Raw genomic sequence first — 19,087 nt, forward strand, 5'->3', positions numbered from 1 at the left:
GGCTATTTTTTGTTGGGTTGCGAGTGGGGGAGTGGGATTTCAATATTTTCTAAATAATCTTTAGAAATATGTTTTAAGCCAGCACCTTTGAAACCATTTTCTAAAATATGCATATTACCACTTAAGTAGTAATAAATAAATTTTGTAAATGTTTGTTTATTGTTTTTAGGTTGAGTGACAAAACAATCTGTAGAAACGGCAAAATTTTCGTTGCAATAATGAATGCTGGCTAATCCACCTGTTCCAAAAATTAAACTTTCATTTTCAAACAAAAAATCATTTAAAGATTTAGTTAATACATTACTCGAAGTATAAAATGGATATTTACCTTCACCAATTTTAAATCCATCACCTGCTTTTATTTTTGACTTCTTTTGAAAATTAAATATTTCTTTAAAAGCTATTTTCTCCATTATCCCCACTATTTTTTTCAATCTAAATTTTATATTATATTTGTTTTTATACCTACAAGGTTTTAAAAACCTTCTAGTATTTCTGAAACTGTCGCCTGCCTTCTAAGCAGGCGGTCGAAGGTTCGAATCCTTCTGCTTTTACATTTTTTACTTTAGGGTTCACGGTTCGAACCCCTCCGCGGTCAATACATTCCTTTATTATTTAGAAGGTTACAGGTTTGAATCCAGTCAAGGTCACAAACTTACAAAAGGCACAGGATTCATAACCCTGAGTTTATGGTTTCGAATCCCTTCCTCTCTGCAATTTTATCCTAACATTTTTTCTAATTCAAGAATAGCTTGTTGTCTTTTTACATCAATGGCTTTGATGTCGGCAATTAGCATTGCAGGTTTTTCGTAAACGACTTCGTCATATACGACTTCTTTATAGCGGTTAATGCTCAAGTCGTAATCATTGGCAACGATATCAGCTTTTGGTACTAAGAAGGACTTTTGAGTTCTATCTTGATGGTTGTCCGTAGTAGATTGTTCGTTGATGGTTGTCCATTCTGAAAGTATAGAAGCGATATCCGATTTTCCATTCAAGGCTTCTGCAACTTTCTCTGGATTGTTAAAGGATTCTTCTAATTGTTCTTCGGTAATTAATGGATTGCGTTTGTCGTCTAAACTGAATCCATCGGCTTGCATATCATAGAACCAAACATTATCCGTACCTCCTGAGTTGGTTTTGGTAAATACTAAAATTGCTGTGCTTACTCCAGCGTAGGGTTTGAAAACACCACTTGGCATCGAAATTACGGCTTGTAACTGTTGGTTTTCGACCAATTCTTTACGGATGTTTTTGTGTGCGCCTGAGCTACCAAACAAAACACCATCGGGAATAATTACGGCGGCGCGTCCGCCTAGTTTTAGCATTCGCAAAATCAAGGCCAGAAATAGTAATTCGGTTTTCTTGGTTTTGGTTACATTCAACAAACTGCTTTCTACTTCATCATAATCTAACGCACCTTTAAACGGAGGATTGGCTAATACTAAAGAGTATTGACTTGTAATGGTATTGCTTTCGCTTAAAGCGGAATTACCCAATAATTGCGGATGTTCGATACCGTGTAATTGCAAATTCATCGAAGCTATTCGCATCATCGATGGATCAATTTCAATTCCGTTGAACATTTTAGTATTGAAATGTTCTCTGAAATCTTGTTCCATAAACCAATCTTGTTCGCGTTCGTGTATGTATTGCGAAGCGGACACCAAAAAACCTGCCGTTCCCAATGATGGGTCACAAATAGTATCGTCTTTTTTGGTTGCATCATTTCGACCATCATACGGATGATGTGTCGTGGGGTTCGGAATTGTCCGTTGGTTCCTGCTTCGGCAATTTTGCCTAACATGTATTCGTATAAATCGCCTTTGGTATCACGATTGTCCAGCGGTAATTTATCAATTTGTTGTACCACACGGTCTAATAGTTTAGCCGTTGGTATCATAAAGGTCGCTCCTTTAATATACTCTGTAAAGGCACCGCCGTCTTTCCCTAGAGTTTTCATAAAATCGAAAACAGTAACGTCATTCAAATGATGTTGTGGACGAGTGAACAGATTGTACATTACTTCTGGATCTTTGTCTTTGAAACTGCTCCAGCGTAGTTCTTTTTGTTCAGGAGTATAAATAGGTTTGTCGGTAGTAACGCCCAACATATTGGCACGTTTTTCTATTAGCAGTTGTTTATCGTCTAATTGTTTTAAGAAAATCAAATAGGTAAATTGTTCGATTACGGTTAGTGGGTTAGATATTCCACCAGTCCAGAAGTCGCTCCAGATTTTGTCTATTTGAGATTTTAAGTCGCCTGTTATCATAGGGTTTGTTTAGTTTTTTATTTTGAATTCAAAGATAGGGGTTAGGAGTGCGGGTTTAGTGCATTACTAAATGTAGTTTTCATAATGTTCTTGCACGAATTCGGGTAACCAAATTAATATTTCGAAAAGTAGAAAACTATTGGATAGAAAAGGATATTTTACAATATCTTCTTCCTGTAAATGTGAAAACTCATTGGTTGATTCTTTTACTTTTCTAATGGCAGATTTAATGGAGCGACTAATATTTTTATTCAATTTAAATGATTGTCCATTTCCGTCTCTCCTTTCCCTATCTTCTAAAAACATTGTACACCATTCTAAATTTGGTTTATTATTCATTGCAGGAGTAAAAAGACTACTAGGAATGCAGGGAATGGGGTTATTTAAAGATTTAAAAATAGCTTCTAATAAATCTCTTTGTGTGGTTAAATTCTTCTTTGCAAAGTTTTTATTTTCGATATTTTGGATAATATCTACCAATAGTTTTTTACTAGTAGTTGATAATATGTTTTTATCAAAAGCCTTAAAGACTTCAGGGAAAGATTTTCGAGCTTGAATTTCGGGTTGATCGCCACATGCCGCAATAATATCGTCCAATAGTTTTTGATTATCCTCTCCTTTGGTATAAAATTTCCCGAATGATTGCATAAACATTTCATTTGAAATATAATCAGGCTGTCCCGTAAAAATAAAGAAAGGTAAATATTGATCCTTATTCATTTCTATTAAACGATCCCTTGATGCTCGCTAGTCCAGTTAAATCTGTAACAGTATCGTCTTTTTTGTTTTTAACTTTAGCATCTAAGATAGTCACGTGATAAAAATTAGGTTTTGCTTCCAATGAAACCATTCCTTCTTCATGAGATTCGAAGGGATGAATATCAATTCCGTATTGTTCTGCAAATGAAATAAAATCCTCTTGGGTTTTATAATCATCATCAATCCATAAAACATTTATATTCATAATATTAAAAATTTGATGTTTATCCCTAATTATTTAATTTATAGGGTAAATTCATATTGATACGGAAGTTTCATGATATAGGTAACCGAAAACAATTCCTCTTCCTGTTTACTAATATCTAGTGTTCCGTTGTATTTATGTAAGATCGCTTTTATGTCTGCTCCGCCCATACCCGTTCCCTTACTGTCAGTAGTTTTTTCGCCTCTTGTCGTTAGGTGTTTAAGTGTAAAATTATTAGGCATCGGCACTCCATTATTGGAAATTTCTAAAACACATTTTTTTCTTTATCATCGAATGATATGGCAGTTCTAATACTGTATTTTTTAGTATTGTCTTTGAAACCGTGATCCATTGCATTCGATACAATATTAGAATAAAGCCTGTAGAAATCGTCTTCATTGAAAGACACTATTGGATCCAACACCCTATCATCAAACATTGTGAAAGAATCGGTATCTATATTGACTTCTTCAAATGTGAAAACGTCTGTGTTTTTAAACCTATTTTGTGCTTCAGTTATTAATGTAGCTAAATTTACCCTAGAAGCTGAACTACTCTCCTTGGTGTCCTCAAAAGAGGATAGCATTTTTGCCATAGATTGTATGGTTCCTTCTAAACTAGACAGATGTTCTCCAAAAGTCTTGTTCAGATTTTTACTATACACCATATCAAGTGATATGCTATTACCTTCATTATTTGTAATAAATTTTTTTGTTCCAGCTACATTTGACTGTAAAGCGTTTAAGTATTGTCTAAAGCTATGTTTTATTGAAGCAAATTCACGGAAAGACTCGTCTTTGAAACCTAAAAGTTCTTGCTTTAATTCAAGTTCTTTCTTTTGCGACTGAATAAAAGCTTCTTTGACTCCTTTAATTTTTGCTTTTTGCTCTTCTAGGCTTGGAACAATAATATTACTATTTAACAAATCACTTTTTTTAAGAATAGGAATGGCGATTCCTGTTCTATATGATTCAATTTGTTTTAAAAAATATTCTGAATACAATTCATTGATTAAATATTCGATATCTATGATTGACTCTTCCACTTTAAGAGCTACAATATCATTAGATATATAAATCGGCTCTTCTTCAAATTTAAAGTAAGTTGGTTTTATATTTTTCCCACGTAATGTAATAAGCAAACAAGACTCCTCAATTTTTTGAGCGTTATTTGGTATTTCACTGTCTTGGATAGTTTCTAGGGTAAGAGAATATTCCAGATTACTATCTTTTAAGTCACGAATTCTAACAAACTTACCGGTTTCTGGTTTTTTTGTTCTATTCCTTGAAACCGTAGGGGCTAGATATCCAAATTTCATTAATTGATGAGTAGACTCCAATTCAATAACTTGATTTAAACCAAGATATCTAGAAGGGGTTAAGGAAAAATCATTGTTAATGATTTCCTCATTTGAAATAAATACTTGCGAATCATTACAAGCTTTGGATTTAATTAATAAGATTAATTCCTTGTATGCTAATTGCTTTTCCTTTTTTATTATAGTTACGTAATTGCTAGCGTCAACCATATAGACTATTCCCTTATCTTTTTTATTTTTATTGATTACTAATATTGATAATGGAATGTTAGTCTCAATTAAAAGCTCACTTGGTACAGATATTACCATTTCTAAAATATCATTTTCAATGATATATTCACGCAAATTTTTTCGGAGCCTGTACTAGTCAGTTTATTATTAGAAATTACAGCTATCAAAACACCATTTGTTTTTAAACTTTCGATACCTTTTTCAATAAAGAAGTGTTCTGCGTTGTTGATTCTCCCAAATTTACCATAAATAGGAGGTGTTAATTTCAAACCTAAAGGAGGGGTCGCTATTACCAAATCAAAATTCATTTTTTGGGATTCCAATCATAAATTGAATCTCCAATTTCTAGTTGATGTTTTTTTGAATGTCCTTGTGCTAATAATCTTAAATATCCTATTGCCCATGTAGTTTGGACTTTTTCTTGGCCTATATAAGTTGAGGAATTATCTCCAAATAATGAAGTGTTTTTGCTCCTTCAAATAATCCAAAGGACGCATAACCTGCAAAAGGGTTATATATTTCACTATTTAACGGAAGAGAATTTAGCTTAGAAATAAGTAAATTAATCTCTACAGGTAAACTATAATCAGCTCTTTTTTCAGAAGATTTGATACATTTTTTTAGAAGCAATTCAAAAATTTTGGAATAATCCCTTAAAATTGAGCTGAAGTTATAAAGTTTAAGGTTTTCTATAAAAATTCCTATATTTTCAATACCTATTTTTTCAACTATAGGGATGTATGTATTAAAAAGGAGAGTTGCATTTTGATTTTTAGTACTAAATTTAAAGTTTCCCGTTTGGCTATAATTTTTAAAATTAGTAATCATACCGGTGGAATTATTCATACCACCAATTTCTACTTTATGGGTGTGAAGTGATAATAAAAATAGGATAACATGATAATCATTTGGAGATACATCACTACTAATTGTAGTGAAAGAATTCCATATTTGATTTGAAATATTTTGAATTATATTACTATTATTTTCGGTCATACTCTTATTTTGATTTCTACTCTGCAAAGATATTTTAGTAGTGTGCATTATAGGTACACAGTGAATTAATATCTATCATTTAGCAATTTTATTCTCTTTGAAATACATTCCACTAAAGTTTGAGGAGCAACTACTTTTACTTTTTCACCAAAGGAAAGAATCCTTGTTTCTAATTCATAATTGATAATTACGTTAATGCGAATTTCCAAAGCCCCATCGTCTAGTATTTTATTTCTTTGTGTACTGTGAACAGGTTTGGTTTGAATATATGGAGCTTGTTCTTTATCAAAAACTAACTTAACTTCTGTTACTTCATCACCAATAGGTTTTGAAACTCCAATAATCTCTTCAAAATATTCTTCCCAGTCGGTTGTATCCGTTTTATATTTGTTGGATGTAGTTATAATTTCTCCGTTTATTCTGTCTAAGGCTAAATTCCAATGTGCGTTTTCATTAAATTCATTGTAACCTAAAACAAACCAACGGTTGTTGTATTGTTTTAAAAAATAGGGGTGAAACAATATGTTATAAGGTTGTTTACCAAATGGTGCGTAATTTATTTTGACAACTATTTTGTTCACGATGGCATTAAATAAAGGAGTAATGTAATCGTACCCTTTATAATCAATATTAGATTCTAAAGACATTACTTTTTTCTTGACTTTTTAAACCAAATTTATCATTCAGTAACGGAGCAATTTCATTTACCCATTCAAATTCTGGACTTCCTTCAAATCGTTGTAGAACAGAAATGGCTTTTTTTAACTGTTCTGCTTCCGTTTCATTAATTGGACTTTTGTTTATTGAAAAATTCTTATTGTCATAACGATAGTAATTGGTTCCATTTGAACTTTTATAGGTTTCAATTGGAGCATCGTAACCTATCGTAGAACGCATATAAGCAATATCTTTTCTTAATGTTCGTAGTTGGACTCCAGAACTATTAACATCGTGATCAAGTATAGCTTCATTGACTGCTTCCAAAAGGTTATCAATAGTATATTCTTTACCAAAGTTTTGGAAGCATCTGTCTAATTTGTTGTATCTGATTAGTTGATGTTTGTTTGTAGACATTGTAGAATATTCTGAATGAATTGTTTAAATAAAAATGGTTGTATTTTTATTCATTTGGTAAAAATAATTATTAAAAAAGTAATAACCTATTCCACTAGGTACCAGATTTTATTATTTTCTGAATGATCTAAACTTTTAATTTCACTGCCCACGAGTTCCGAGTAATAGGGCGGCCAGAAATCGGTTGTGATACAACCGTTCATCTGGCCGATTGCAGGAACGTGGCAATCTGCTCTTTTAAAGAACTACAATTATTTAAAACAGTAATTCTAATTAAAAAAAACTAATAGCTAGAAGATTATTAAAAACTACCTATCTGTTTACGCAAATATAAAGACCCAAATATTCACGTCTATATAATTGCAATTCTCTTCAACTTACTGGGGAAATGGTTTGTAAATACTGTAAATTAGTTTGCATTTTTATTTGCACATCCAATAATTATTTTATTCTTTTACTTATCAAGAACCAAAAATGTTTCTTAATAATGAACTTCTAAGTATTTTAAATAAAAATCATTAAGCTCTTCAAAATAAAACTAAACGATTTAACCACTGTAACAACAGGAAATAAAATGAAAATTAAAGCAATTATTGTTGATGATGATTTTAAATCCAGAAAACTAATTAAAGACTACTGTGAGGAATATTTTTCAAATAAAATCGAAATATTAGATGATTGTGAATCTGTTGACAATGCAATTTTTTCTATCGAAAAAAACAAACCAGATTTAGTTTTTTTAGACATTGATATGCCTGAAAAAAACGGATTTGATTTAATAAATCATTATTCTAAAATTGTTTTCGAAATTGTATTTGTAACGGGACATTCGAATCAATTTATAAAAGCAATTGACTGCGGCGCGTTAAATTATTTAATGAAGCCTATTAATCCTTTAAATATAAAATCTATCATCGAAAATTTTGAGAATAGGGATAGTGCTGAAAATTCTAAAAACAGAATTGCTATTTTAAAAGAAAACATGGAAAAAGGAACTAAATCAATTGCTTTTCCAGATAACGATGGTTTTAAAATAGTTATAATTTCAGAAATTCTTTACTGTGAAACAGGAAATGGTGATGGAAAATGTAAAATTACTACTCCTAATGATAATATCGTCGCTTCAAAAGCTCTAAACAAAATGTCTGAACTACTTCCGAATGATATTTTTTTAAAAGTCAGTGGAAGTGCAATCATAAATAAGAACTTTGTAAAGTCTTTTAACAGTAAAAAATCAGTTTTAATTATGAAAAACGATTACCAAATTAAGGTTTCAGACAAATTTTATAATAAAACTAATTTGATGAATGCAATTGCGAATTAAATATATTCTTTATTTTCTACTTTTATTTTCCAATTATTCCTGGACACAAAATAGACCTTCAAAAAACTATTCGACTGCTGATGGTTTACCAAACAATGCTGTTCGGTCACTTTTCCTAGACAAAAATTCTGACTTATGGATTGGTACTGAAAATGGCATTTCTAAAATGGAAAATGGTTCTTTTACAAATCTTTCATTTCCCATTTCTATTACAAACAAAAGCTGTTGGGACATTACACAAGATGCTAATGGAGCTATGTGGTTTGCAAGTTATGGCGGTGGCGTGTATAAATTTGACGGCAAAATTTTTACTATTTTCAATCATAAAAATGGTTTACCACTTGACCGAACCCGAAAACTATTATCATTTAAAAATAATATTTATGTAGGTACGGAACTTGGTATTGCAATTATTAACATCAAAACCAATAAAGTTATAGTTCCGAAAGGTATAAAACCCCATTTTGAAGTTTTTATCACTACAGATTTCTTTGTTTATCACGATCAAGTTTATTTTTCTACGTCCAATGAGGGGTTATTTAAAGTGGTTCATGAAAACGGTATTCCAACTATAGAACACATTTTAGATTATAAAAATGTCTACGGTTTGGGATTTTATGACAATATTCTTTTAAGCGGTAACAAAGGATTTCTTGATCGCTTTAAGATTGAAGATATTTTAGCTAAAAAAACAATACCTCAATCATTTGGAAAATCTGTAGTTTGGGATTTTGTGAAAGACAACAACAACACTATTTATGCTCGCCGCTTGGGGTGTTTTTGACTTGAGTGGTGGTTTATACACTATTAAGGGCAGTCAATTAGAGAACATCTCAGAACAATACGGGATAGATTCAAGAAATTTATTAAATGTTGTTTACAATAACAAAAAAATATTCTTTACGTTGGTTCAAAAGACAAAGGTATTTATGAAGTTTTACTTGACAACACAATAGCATATAACGTGTTCAACGATCTATCGATCGCAGATTTTGAGAATGTGAATAACCAGAAGATTATACTTCATCAAAATGGATTATCTTTTATAAATGGTGAAAAAGTAATTTTAAAATCAATTATCAAATCTGATTTTAAGAAATTCGAATTGGCATTTATTAAATCTGCGACGAAACTTCCAACCCATAAAGATGGTTTTTACGAGTTAAACTACAATACTCCGGCATCTGAAATTGAGTTTTATGAAATTGTAAAACATCAAAAATCTTTATGGGTTACTAGTAATATTGGCATTTTCGAACTTAATTTTGAAGGTCAAATACTCCATTATCTTCCTATTCACAGTTATAAAATAGGTTTTACTACTGACAATAAATTCATAGAAACCATACCTTATGGTGGAGTCCGTGTTTATGATGACGTTTACCATCTAAAAAGCAGACACTTTTCAGAATTTGATAAAAATACGCCTTTAGACATCGTTGGCATTGTAAATACAAATAATAAAACTTATTTAATTTCTGTTTTTAAAGGTTTATTTGTTCATGAAAATAATGAATTCAAATCTCTTTTAAATAGTAAAATATGGAAAGAAGAAAAATTAAAATTTATTACACAAAAAGACAAAAGAAATCTAATTATAGCTTCAGAATTTGATTCTATTTATATAATTGATAATACTAAAAACTTTAAAATTTTAAAGAGCATTTCAAAGAAACAGATTATTGGTAATACAATCACTTTTTTAGAATCGTATAAAGATTTTATTCTTATTGGTACAGAAAAGGGAATCAATATATACAAAGAGAATATCGTTCAACTGTTCGACAAAGAACAAGGTTTAAATGATTGCGCGATAACTTCGTCACATATTTTTGATGATGAATTATGGCTGGGAACAAAAAAGGTTTTTATACTATTGATTTAAAAAGACTTACTGCAAAAAAGCAAACTGTTTCTAAAATCGAAATAAGAGCAATCAGCATTAATTCGATACCACTTAAACAAGAGAACTACAATTGGTTTACTTACAACTCAAATCAGCTGATCTGTGATTACAAACACAATACAATTGCACTGGATTTTATTCCTAAAGGACATTCCTTCCCTAATAAACTAAAATTCAGATACCGATTAAAAAAAGGTAGAAACTGGAGTCCATATTCAGTAAAACCAAGCATTTATTTATCTTATTTACCAAGTGATCAATATAATTTAGAAATTGAAGTTTTAGATTTAAACACTGGAATAAAATCAATTCATAATATTTTATCTATTATAATTAACCCTCCATTTTGGCAGGCAGACTTGGTTCTTAATTTTATTATTAATAATAATAAGCATTGTTATTATTATAATCATTGTGAGGATCAAAAAAGAGTAAGACAGAAAGCTCACGTCGAAAATTTAATCGCAAAATCTAGATTAGAAACATTATTAAGTCAAATGAATCCTCACTTTACGTTCAATGCCATGAATGCCATACAAGAATATGTTTTTGCGAAAGACGTCTACCATTCAACAATATATATTAGTGAATTTGCAAGTTTAATGCGTCAGACATTAGAAAACTCAGATAAATTAACTATTTCAATTGAAGATGAAATAAAATACTTAGAATCCTACATTACAATTGAAAAGCAACGTTTTGAGAAAAAATTCAACATCAAATTAATATAGATGAAAAAATTAATCTCCACGAGACTGAAATTCCTACTATGTTCTTACAACCTTTTGTCGAAAACATTTTCAAACATGCATTTGATAACAAAAACCAACAACCAAGCTTTAAAATTGAATTTGCTTTACTTGATAAAAATCTATTAGAGATTATAATTTCAGATAATGGGAATGGAAATAAAACCAACTCTAAAACGCATGTCTCTAAAGGAATTCAAATTACCAAAGAGCGAATTCAGATCTTGCGACCAAAAAACACAAATCCTATTGACATTCGTTTTTCTCAAAACGGTACCACAGTAAGAATTCTACTGTTTATATAAACTTCGATTATCACCTAGAATACCTATTTTATCGCACAGAAATACCACATTACGGAAGTGGTATTTTTCTTAAAACATATCTATTTAGTTTTGATGTATTATTAACCAAACTAAATAAATATGCCTAATTTTTATTGTGAATACTGTGGTACTAAAAGTTCAAGTATATCAAGCTTGACAGGAAATTCATGCTCCCGTCATCCACTTGGTTCAGGAAAAGGAAAACATAAACTTTATGAAGGTTCCGAGAAAACTAAATACAGTTGTAAATATTGCGGTACATCATCCTCAACAATATCATCTTTAACTGGTAATTCATGCTCAAGACACCCTAATGGTTCTGGAAAAGGCAAACATTCTCCAACGCTTTAAATTTAAATTATGGAAAATCAGATTAAGGAAAGATTGTTTGAAGAAATCAAATCAGTCGAAATTGATTTATCAAGAAGCAATTCCACTATTACAATAAGAAGTTTTATAGATAACTTAAACCACAAGAATCCAGTACTTAAGATTATTGAGAACCGAGAATTAAAAGAAATCTTCAAAGATTTTTACTTACAAAATTCTTTACATTTAAGTTTTCAAGAATCTTTATTAAATAGGTTTTATGAAAATGATGGAATCACAAAATATATTAATCCTAATGAGATCAATATAGTTCCTATTCCATTAAATCTAGATAATAATGAAAAACATTTTGAAAATATTACTGAATCTTTTGCCTTACTTGAAAAGGGATTAGAAAAGATTGAAGAAAAAAGTTTTCTAGATTCAGTTTACAAAATAGAAGAGGAACATAAAAAAATAAAAGTAGTTGAAGTTTTTTCGATAACAGGTGCTTCAAAAGTTGACGAAAAGTTTAGAGAAGCCAGAAAAATTTATTACAACTATAAAGGTTTAATAAATAGTTATGAATCGATCAAAATAGAACTTCAATCGTTATTTAACGAATTTGAAAAAATTCGAAATATTTTAAAGTATCTACGTGAAGATTTAATGGATATGCTAGTAGATATCTATGGAGAAAATGTAAAAAAACACATCCAGATCTATTCTCTTTCGACTCTGTTAAGTGGATGGATTTTGAAGATATTCTAAATAATTTAAATAGTGATTTTTACAAAATAGAAGCTACTTGTCAAACCTTTTTTTCGTCACATAAAGCCACTTATGATAAACTTTCGAATTCGGCAGAAAATCATCTTAATAATATGAATGGCAAAAAAGGAGCACTTAAAAACGCCGCCATTGATATAGGAATAGATACCCTAATTTCGATTTCTAAAACAAATCAAGATGCAAAAATTACAATTTCGAATTTAGATTATGAAATTGAAATAATGAAGGCAAGTTTCTGGAATGATTCAAAAAAATAAGACTCGATGTAATGCGTCTTTTAGAGATTCATAAAAACTTAAAAGACTATCTTATTCCTGCAACAAAATTGTTTACAAATAGCTTTCGTACAGTTTTTGAAAATGAAATAAAAAAAGACTTTAATTTGGTTTTCAATTTGGAGAGAATCAAGCCAATCAAAGACTTAAATGTCGAAATATCTCTGGAATTAAGAGAATTGGAAATAGAAATATATGATCTAAAAAAGATAGTAGATGATTCGAAAGCTTTACAAAGTCTTTACTCATCTAATGTAAGTTACTATCAAAATGATTATGATTTTGCGCCGCTAAATGAACCTAAAATGCCTAGTCGATTGACAATTTTACTATCTCTTGGAACATCTGTTAATATATTTTACAAAATGCATAATCAGTGGGATTATAAAACAATTGATCTTCGCAATGAATACATGTACAACTTAAATGACATGCAAATTGAAAGCGAAAGAATAAATGTACATCAAGCTTTACTTAATGAATGTGTCAAAAAAATCAGAGCTAAAAATAGAAATTTTGCAGAATTCGCATAAGATTAATACTTTATTAAGTAATGAAAATGAATTAAAAGATAGTATTAGTTCAAATTTTAAAAATAGCTAGTTTATCGCGAGTGGCGAAAAACGTATTAGAGATTAAACTCGATCAAAGATTATTAGAAGTAACTGAACGAAATTTTTAATATTTTATGGAAATAAATAGAGAGCAGAATCTTAATTTAAGTAATATGACTGGAATGATTTCGGAAATATTAAAATTATATGAAAAAATTCCAAGTCGTGACGAATCTGAACAAATGATAGATTCATTTTTGGAAAAATATGATCTATCAGACGATGCCAAAATAATTATAAAACAAAACTTAGAAAATTTTAAAATATCTCATTTTAATAAAGAAGGGATTATCAATTTAATTCAAAAAGAAATTGAAGCTAAATTTAACTTAGATGCTAATAATTCAAATAAAATTGCTCTGTACGGATTAGAATTTCTTAAAAACTATGTCTTAATTGCACAAATAAAACAAGAAACTGTAAAATTAAAGGCAGAAAACGAAGCAAATGAAATTGAATTCAGTAATCATTTGTCTGAATTAAATGTTCAAATCAATCTTGAAATTCAAATTAAAAAGAATAAAATCAATGAATTCAAAAAATCAGCTAAAAATGATTTACAGATTGATACTTTAGTTTATGAAACTAATCTATTACTCGGTAAAAAAGAAGATGAATTTTTAGCAAATAAAACAAATAATCAAATAGATAATTTTTTAAACAACAATTTAGACGAAGTTATCGAGCTGTAAAAACTTAAACTATGAAGAGAATAATTAAACTTATGCTGGCATTTATGATGCCGAATTTTGGAATTGCACTTCTAATAAAAAGTATGGTAAAGAATTCAGAAAAAGAAAGCAAAATTGAAACAATAACAGATATTAAATTCTATTATTTTTTAAGTTGTTTAATAGTGGTACTTCCATTGATAGCTTGGATTTCCTTATTCTTATTTGATAAACTAAATCAAATTGAATATTATCAGATAGCATCTAAAAGTTCTTTTTTTATAGGAATAATACTTTCAGTGGCTTACCTAAAAAGCTCCAAATTTTTAAAAGTCGAGCAATAAAATCACTTTCCAAAAGAAAAGGAAAAAAGAAAGCAGTCTAAAAATTGGGCAAGTAGGCAAAAGAAGTGCTATAAGTCCCGAAGGGTGACAGGACGAGGAACGAGGCTTGTCATTATGCGCACTTTTTTGACTATGCCCAAATACATTGGCTTGCTTTTTCTCCTTTGGTAATGAATTATCAAAATACTCAAAAATCGGAAATACCCAAAAATAAAAAAGAGACCTTAAAAAAGTCTCTTGTGAATTAATATCTCTTTTTGGAAAGTCTATTTTCCTTTTAGTAATTTCTCTAAATATTCAACTTTGTCCTTTTCTGCCTGAACCAAACGTTCGTATAACTTTTTGTTTTCTTCGTAAGATTCAATCAATTTTTCCAAAGGATTAAAGTTGAAAACTGGGCCAAAAGCACCTTGACCATTACTTGCGCTATTATCGTAAAAGTTATTAAAATAATTAATCACATTTTCTTCAGTAAAATTCTTAATTGCCTCAACACTTACACCAAGTGCTTTTGCAACTTCAACAAGTTTTTCCTCATCAACAATCTCACTGCTTTCAATGTTAGAAACAGACTGTTGACTTACACCAATAGCAATTGCTAAAGCCTCTTGTTTCATACCTCTAAGCTCTCTAATTCGGCTGATATTTCTACCGATATGTTTTGGTTTTGTTGCTGTGTTCATAGCTCAAAGATATTTAAAATAATATTTAAAAATAGATTTTGGTAAAAAACAAGTCCGCTCTGGTAATTCACAATTTCCGTTAGTTCAGTACGGTACAATCTATTGCTTACTTGCTGTGTATTAAACAAAAATACAATTTTTCAGACAAGTATTAATTAAAAAAGTAAAATTATGAAAGCAATTGACAATGAAGGGTTACAATTAATTAGTGAGATTGTCATCCAAAAGATTAACACAAGTGGTATTTACTGCTTTGGAGAGAAGAAACAAATTCAGGTAGTCCAAAATCCTTTTCAGGAATCCGTATCGAATCAGAAAGAACACACTCATTTTTATTTGTTGGTTATAACCAATGAAATTATAGACAATGCAACTGCTGATATTGCTGATATAGTACGGGAAAAAACAGGAGGTCGCTATACAGTTACGTTACTGCTTCATAAAGCAACATCATTAAGACATTTAGCTCCTTCTAAATTGCACTTCTTTCATGAAGTTTTAACTAAGAGCCAAATTGTATTTGAACATGTAAATTTTCCTCCAAGTGTTGCTTTTGCTGGACAGCCAAAACGAAACTTAGATTCTATGCGTTCCCATTGGAATAATAGAAAAAAGATTGCAGAGGTCTACTTAAAAAATGAAAGCCAAGTAGATCGTAGCAATGCACAAATTATTCAGGAATCTATGCTTCATACTTCAGTTGAACAGATTTGTCTAGGGCTAATTGATTTATTTCTTAGCTATCAACCTAATCACTTTGCGACAGCTTACCTTTTTGAAATTTGCGAGGTATTCACGCCAATAACATCTGAAATATTTCCCCAAACTACAAAAGAGGATAAAAAGTTATTCGATCTTTTAAAAGCACATCCCAATAAACTTAGATGGGCAACATTGAAAACTTCTGATTTTTTAAACACTGAAATTCTCGAGAGAAGATGTAATCTTTTTCAAGAAAGAGCAAGTGAATTGGTTGAATCTGAACTAAACCGTTTAGAAAATATACAACTTAAACTCCAAGAGCCATGACAGGTGATAAAATTGAAACACTGGAAGAGTTGAAGCATTTTGCTTCGTATCATTTTAAAATGCTAAGACCAGCAGAAAGTATTTATGATGGTGATATTTTAGAAATTAAAGTTTCAGGATATTCCGACATGATAAGACTAGGGGTCAACCTTATTAGAATGTGCTTGCACATTGTACATAGTGATGCATTAGATGATCGTGAAATGGATATTGGATCGGTTATGGAACTTGCCTTGCAAATGTTCCCAAAAGCAGAATTGGAAGTACTCGATGAAATTCAGAAATTACTTTTAGTTAAATCAGAAAATCAGAATGAAATTCTAACTCAAAAAAATGAATGATTATGAAAACGACTGATGTAAAAATAGAAGAAGAATTAAAGGAGTTGGCAATAAAAACTTTCACGACTCTAAAGCCTGAAAAATATGATAAAGATCGTTTTATAGTCTGCTTTACTGTTCTTGATTATAAAGACTTATTTTTTGCAATTTCTAATATGATTAAACTCTGCGTGCATGCGCTTGACGAAGATTTTGAATCTGATACTTTAGGAATTTCAAAAATCAATATTATTCAAATTCTTGAAATAGCAATTGAACTATTACCCATGGAAGAAGCTGAATTTTTAGACAAATCAAGATCACTTTTGTTAAATGAAAAATAGAATTTAGTTTTCTGATATTCAAGTTGATGGTTATATTTTGACTGGGGTAAATTCTTCATTACAGTTTATCTTTGAAAAAGATAAATGATGTATAACAAAAAGACCCAAAAGGGTCTTTTTTTAATGGAGAGATTGTGACAAATGGAAAACGTGCAGAAAAATGAGAAAGGAAAATTAACGGCAGAGCAAGCCTTGAAAATGCTAAGAGAAGAAAAATTAGATGTGACATTAGAACAAGCAGGTAAAATCTTGGAATTTTTAAGAATGCTCGCTAGTGTTACAGTTTCAAACTTTTTAAATGACAAAGATGAAAAAGACAGCAGACCTTTATGTGAGAGTAAGTACAGACGAACAGGCAGAAAAAGGATATTCACAAAGAAACCAAGAGGAGATGCTTAGGAAATACTGTGATATTAATTCAATTGAAATTAGAAATGTTATTTATGAAGATCATTCGGCAAAGACCTTTAATAGACCAAAATGGCGATTGTTTTTAGCCAATATAAAAAAGTATAAAAACAAGACTGACTTAGTGCTGTTTACCAAATGGGATCGGTTTAGCAGAAATGCTGGCGATGCCTATCAGATGATTAATATATTAAGAAAACTAGGAGTAGAGCCTCAGGCAATCGAACAGCCTTTGGATCTTTCGATCCCTGAGAATAAAATGATGCTTGCATTTTACCTAGCGGCTCCTGAAGTTGAAAATGACAGAAGAGCTTTAAATACTTTTCATGGAATGCGTAGAGCCAGAAAAGAAGGAAGATATATGGGATTTGCTCCTGTTGGATATGTGAACAGGATAAAAGAAAATGGAGTGAAATATATCGCTTTTGACGAGCCAGAAGCTTCGATTTTAAAATGGGCATTTGAAGAACTATCAAAGGGAATTTACAATACAGATCAGATATTTTACATGGCCAAAGAAAAAGGGCTGAAAACAAGTAGAAATAATTTTTGGAGAAGTATTAGAAATCCGCTGTACTGCGGTAAAATAGTTGTACCAAAATACAAAGACGAAAACAAGATTTATGTACAAGGACAGCACGAAGCATTAATATCTGAAATGCTTTTTTATAAAGTACAGGATGTTTTAGATGGTAGATCAAAAAAATATCTTCCAAAATCAGTTACGACAAAACCATTTCCACTTAGAGGTTTTTTTATTTGTCCAGATTGTGGAAAAATATTAACGGGAAGTATTTCTAGAGGAAGAACTAAATATTATCCATATTATCATTGTAGCAATGGATGTAAATTTAGAATGAATGCGGAAAAAGCAAATGCTATAGTTATAGATAATCTTAAGAGATATGTTCCATTAAAGGAGCTTAAAAATATCTATACAACAGTTTTGGCGGAATGTTATAGAGATCAAACGAAGGATTCGTTTGAAGAAAAAACCAGAGTTATGAATCAGATCGCAGATTATGATAAAAGACTCTCTCACATTAGAAATCTGCTATCTGCCAATCAAATTGATGCAAGTGATTATAGAGATATGAAGTCGGAGTACAGTGATGCGATTTATCGCTTGGAACAGAAATTATCTGTCATTGGTGAAGAAACCAAAGATATTGAAGAGTTATTGAGAATAGGAGTAGAGAACCTTTTGAAGCTTCATGATTACTACGAAAACAATAAATGGACGGAATCAAGACAGCTAATAAGTTCGATCTATCCTGAAAATTTCACAATACTTGAAAATCAGTTTCGAACCACAAGAGTTAATGAAGTTGTACAGACAATTTACTTTATAAACAAGGAATTAGAGGCAAATAAAAAAGGGATAAAGAAGAATTTCTCTTCTTTATCCCATGTAGTAGCGGGAACAGGACTCGAACCTGTGACCTTCGGGTTATGAGCCCGACGAGTCGCCTACTGCTCTATCCCGCGATGTTTCGGGTGCAAAGATAAGCAGTAAATACAGTTTATCAAAGAAATAAGTGAAATATTTTCCTAAAGTTAAATTTGAAGCAACTATTTGTTAATAAGTGATTTATGTGGTTTTGGTCGTGAAATCAGATTTTATAATTCAATAATTCTGCATATGGATCTTTTTCTAAGCCTAATAATTTGCCAAAAGCAGGTTCAGTTTTGTAGCCGTTTTGTTTGAGTTTTATGATTTCTTTCCTGAAATTTTCGTCTCGTGATTGCAGAATTTGATGTTCTATAATCATATGCCTGTATCCGTTTTGATTTTGAGTCGGAATGTTTTGTCCGAAGATTTCAATTTCGAAATCATCCAAAATAAAGCTTCCAATTACAGATTCTTCTTGATTTATAAACGTTTCGCTGAGTTTGAAATTGGTTTTATTTTTAAAAAGAGAAGTTATTCTTTCAATAAAATGACTCTTATTTTGCCAATAACAAACAATATCCAAATCGCTGTTTTCAATAGCAATATTTATTGGAATCGTGCCCACTAAAATCGGGTCAAATTCTGCCAAACTTTCTAAAACCTTGTTTTTTGTCAAGGTTTCATAAGCTTCGGTTTGTATTTTATTTCCAGACTTTAAATATTCGATATTTTTGAAATCAATCAT

The 19,087-nt window shown here is 30.5% G+C and carries 28 protein-coding genes, 2 tRNA genes and 1 pseudogene; 18 read left to right on the top strand and 13 right to left on the bottom strand.

Going from position 1 to position 19,087, the window contains the following annotated elements:
* Positions 1–2: 2 nt before the first annotated feature.
* Positions 3–413 carry a restriction endonuclease subunit S gene (locus ACQ9BO_RS07680; protein WP_431244235.1) on the bottom strand — a complete coding sequence of 137 codons (411 nt, stop codon included), beginning with the start codon at positions 411–413 and terminating at the stop codon, positions 3–5.
* 64 nt (positions 414–477) lie between these two features.
* Between ACQ9BO_RS07680 and ACQ9BO_RS07685 the strand changes: the two genes are divergently transcribed.
* Positions 478–554 (top strand) — tRNA-Ser (locus ACQ9BO_RS07685).
* Between the two features lie 165 nt (positions 555–719).
* Here ACQ9BO_RS07685 and ACQ9BO_RS07690 read toward each other — a convergent pair.
* From ACQ9BO_RS07690 to ACQ9BO_RS07730, 9 genes and pseudogenes are all read right to left on the bottom strand, one after another.
* Positions 720–2,272: pseudogene (locus ACQ9BO_RS07690) on the bottom strand (N-6 DNA methylase).
* A gap of 66 nt (positions 2,273–2,338) precedes the next feature.
* Positions 2,339–2,992, bottom strand: coding sequence for a hypothetical protein (locus ACQ9BO_RS07695; protein WP_431244236.1), 654 nt, complete (start codon positions 2,990–2,992; stop codon positions 2,339–2,341).
* Positions 2,985–3,236, bottom strand: coding sequence for a hypothetical protein (locus ACQ9BO_RS07700; RefSeq protein ID WP_431244237.1), 252 nt, complete (start codon positions 3,234–3,236; stop codon positions 2,985–2,987). Before ACQ9BO_RS07700 ends, ACQ9BO_RS07695 begins: the two co-directional genes overlap by 8 nt.
* Positions 3,237–3,274: 38 nt before the next feature.
* A complete protein-coding gene (locus ACQ9BO_RS07705) occupies positions 3,275–3,478 on the bottom strand; it encodes a hypothetical protein (RefSeq protein ID WP_431244238.1) in 204 nt (67 codons plus the stop codon).
* A gap of 23 nt (positions 3,479–3,501) precedes the next feature.
* Complete coding sequence (locus ACQ9BO_RS07710) at positions 3,502–4,899, bottom strand: N-6 DNA methylase (protein ID WP_431244239.1); 1,398 nt, start codon at positions 4,897–4,899, stop codon at positions 3,502–3,504.
* Positions 4,866–5,093 carry a hypothetical protein gene (locus tag ACQ9BO_RS07715; RefSeq protein WP_431244240.1) on the bottom strand — a complete coding sequence of 76 codons (228 nt, stop codon included), beginning with the start codon at positions 5,091–5,093 and terminating at the stop codon, positions 4,866–4,868. The genes ACQ9BO_RS07710 and ACQ9BO_RS07715 overlap by 34 nt, the downstream gene beginning before the upstream one ends.
* Positions 5,094–5,211: 118 nt before the next feature.
* Complete coding sequence (locus tag ACQ9BO_RS07720) at positions 5,212–5,781, bottom strand: hypothetical protein (protein WP_431244241.1); 570 nt, start codon at positions 5,779–5,781, stop codon at positions 5,212–5,214.
* A 65-nt stretch (positions 5,782–5,846) separates the two neighbouring features.
* Positions 5,847–6,428, bottom strand: a complete 582-nt coding sequence (locus ACQ9BO_RS07725) for a WYL domain-containing protein (RefSeq protein ID WP_431244242.1) — start codon at positions 6,426–6,428, stop codon at positions 5,847–5,849.
* On the bottom strand, positions 6,412–6,855 hold the full coding sequence (locus ACQ9BO_RS07730) for a hypothetical protein (protein ID WP_431244243.1): 444 nt from the start codon (positions 6,853–6,855) through the stop codon (positions 6,412–6,414). Before ACQ9BO_RS07730 ends, ACQ9BO_RS07725 begins: the two co-directional genes overlap by 17 nt.
* 574 nt (positions 6,856–7,429) lie before the next feature.
* On the opposite strand from ACQ9BO_RS07730, the gene ACQ9BO_RS07735 reads away from it, so the two are divergent.
* From ACQ9BO_RS07735 to ACQ9BO_RS07790, 12 genes are all read left to right on the top strand, one after another.
* Positions 7,430–8,179, top strand: a complete 750-nt coding sequence (locus ACQ9BO_RS07735; protein ID WP_431244244.1) for a LytR/AlgR family response regulator transcription factor — start codon at positions 7,430–7,432, stop codon at positions 8,177–8,179.
* Positions 8,163–8,963 carry a two-component regulator propeller domain-containing protein gene (locus ACQ9BO_RS07740; RefSeq protein WP_431244245.1) on the top strand — a complete coding sequence of 267 codons (801 nt, stop codon included), beginning with the start codon at positions 8,163–8,165 and terminating at the stop codon, positions 8,961–8,963. The genes ACQ9BO_RS07735 and ACQ9BO_RS07740 overlap by 17 nt, the downstream gene beginning before the upstream one ends.
* On the top strand, positions 8,938–9,135 hold the full coding sequence (locus ACQ9BO_RS07745; RefSeq protein ID WP_431244246.1) for a hypothetical protein: 198 nt from the start codon (positions 8,938–8,940) through the stop codon (positions 9,133–9,135). The genes ACQ9BO_RS07740 and ACQ9BO_RS07745 overlap by 26 nt, the downstream gene beginning before the upstream one ends.
* Before the next feature lie 44 nt (positions 9,136–9,179).
* Positions 9,180–10,064, top strand: a complete 885-nt coding sequence (locus tag ACQ9BO_RS07750; protein ID WP_431244247.1) for a hypothetical protein — start codon at positions 9,180–9,182, stop codon at positions 10,062–10,064.
* A complete protein-coding gene (locus ACQ9BO_RS07755; protein ID WP_431244248.1) occupies positions 10,025–10,816 on the top strand; it encodes a histidine kinase in 792 nt (263 codons plus the stop codon). Before ACQ9BO_RS07750 ends, ACQ9BO_RS07755 begins: the two co-directional genes overlap by 40 nt.
* Before the next feature lie 38 nt (positions 10,817–10,854).
* Positions 10,855–11,139, top strand: coding sequence for a hypothetical protein (locus ACQ9BO_RS07760; protein ID WP_431244249.1), 285 nt, complete (start codon positions 10,855–10,857; stop codon positions 11,137–11,139).
* A gap of 174 nt (positions 11,140–11,313) precedes the next feature.
* Positions 11,314–11,511, top strand: coding sequence for a hypothetical protein (locus ACQ9BO_RS07765; RefSeq protein WP_431244250.1), 198 nt, complete (start codon positions 11,314–11,316; stop codon positions 11,509–11,511).
* Positions 11,512–11,520: 9 nt separating this feature from the next.
* Positions 11,521–12,240: a hypothetical protein gene (locus ACQ9BO_RS07770; protein WP_431244251.1), complete on the top strand. Its 720-nt coding sequence runs from the start codon at positions 11,521–11,523 to the stop codon at positions 12,238–12,240.
* On the top strand, positions 12,219–12,518 hold the full coding sequence (locus ACQ9BO_RS07775; protein WP_431244252.1) for a hypothetical protein: 300 nt from the start codon (positions 12,219–12,221) through the stop codon (positions 12,516–12,518). The genes ACQ9BO_RS07770 and ACQ9BO_RS07775 overlap by 22 nt, the downstream gene beginning before the upstream one ends.
* Before the next feature lie 11 nt (positions 12,519–12,529).
* Complete coding sequence (locus ACQ9BO_RS07780) at positions 12,530–13,069, top strand: hypothetical protein (RefSeq protein WP_431244253.1); 540 nt, start codon at positions 12,530–12,532, stop codon at positions 13,067–13,069.
* Positions 13,070–13,224: 155 nt separating this feature from the next.
* On the top strand, positions 13,225–13,842 hold the full coding sequence (locus ACQ9BO_RS07785) for a hypothetical protein (RefSeq protein WP_431244254.1): 618 nt from the start codon (positions 13,225–13,227) through the stop codon (positions 13,840–13,842).
* 11 nt (positions 13,843–13,853) lie between these two features.
* The gene (locus tag ACQ9BO_RS07790; protein WP_431244255.1) at positions 13,854–14,165 is read left to right on the top strand and encodes a hypothetical protein; all 312 of its coding nucleotides are present in this window, start codon (positions 13,854–13,856) and stop codon (positions 14,163–14,165) included.
* A gap of 266 nt (positions 14,166–14,431) precedes the next feature.
* Here ACQ9BO_RS07790 and ACQ9BO_RS07795 read toward each other — a convergent pair whose 3' ends face one another.
* Entirely contained in the window at positions 14,432–14,848 is a 417-nt protein-coding gene (locus ACQ9BO_RS07795; protein ID WP_431244256.1) for a helix-turn-helix domain-containing protein, read from the bottom strand.
* A gap of 171 nt (positions 14,849–15,019) precedes the next feature.
* Here ACQ9BO_RS07795 and ACQ9BO_RS07800 point away from each other — a divergent pair, with 171 nt between their 5' ends.
* The 5 genes from ACQ9BO_RS07800 (at position 15,020) to ACQ9BO_RS07820 (ending at position 18,405) form a co-directional block, all read left to right on the top strand.
* A complete protein-coding gene (locus ACQ9BO_RS07800; protein ID WP_431244257.1) occupies positions 15,020–15,877 on the top strand; it encodes a hypothetical protein in 858 nt (285 codons plus the stop codon).
* On the top strand, positions 15,874–16,218 hold the full coding sequence (locus tag ACQ9BO_RS07805) for a hypothetical protein (RefSeq protein WP_431244258.1): 345 nt from the start codon (positions 15,874–15,876) through the stop codon (positions 16,216–16,218). The genes ACQ9BO_RS07800 and ACQ9BO_RS07805 overlap by 4 nt, the downstream gene beginning before the upstream one ends.
* A gap of 2 nt (positions 16,219–16,220) precedes the next feature.
* Positions 16,221–16,541: a hypothetical protein gene (locus tag ACQ9BO_RS07810; protein WP_431244259.1), complete on the top strand. Its 321-nt coding sequence runs from the start codon at positions 16,221–16,223 to the stop codon at positions 16,539–16,541.
* A gap of 141 nt (positions 16,542–16,682) precedes the next feature.
* Positions 16,683–16,940 carry a hypothetical protein gene (locus ACQ9BO_RS07815; RefSeq protein WP_431244260.1) on the top strand — a complete coding sequence of 86 codons (258 nt, stop codon included), beginning with the start codon at positions 16,683–16,685 and terminating at the stop codon, positions 16,938–16,940.
* Positions 16,849–18,405: a recombinase family protein gene (locus ACQ9BO_RS07820; protein WP_431245086.1), complete on the top strand. Its 1,557-nt coding sequence runs from the start codon at positions 16,849–16,851 to the stop codon at positions 18,403–18,405. Before ACQ9BO_RS07815 ends, ACQ9BO_RS07820 begins: the two co-directional genes overlap by 92 nt.
* Here the strand turns inward: ACQ9BO_RS07820 and ACQ9BO_RS07825 are convergent.
* Both ACQ9BO_RS07825 and ACQ9BO_RS07830 read right to left on the bottom strand, forming a co-directional pair.
* Positions 18,365–18,437, bottom strand: a tRNA-Met gene (locus ACQ9BO_RS07825). The two genes, ACQ9BO_RS07820 and ACQ9BO_RS07825, sit on opposite strands and share 41 nt — an antisense overlap.
* A 125-nt stretch (positions 18,438–18,562) precedes the next feature.
* Positions 18,563–19,087 (bottom strand): DUF4269 domain-containing protein, encoded by a 525-nt coding sequence (locus ACQ9BO_RS07830; RefSeq protein WP_431244261.1) that lies wholly within the window; start codon positions 19,085–19,087, stop codon positions 18,563–18,565.

Source organism: Flavobacterium sp. P21, assembly GCF_050632225.1.
GTDB lineage: Bacteria > Bacteroidota > Bacteroidia > Flavobacteriales > Flavobacteriaceae > Flavobacterium.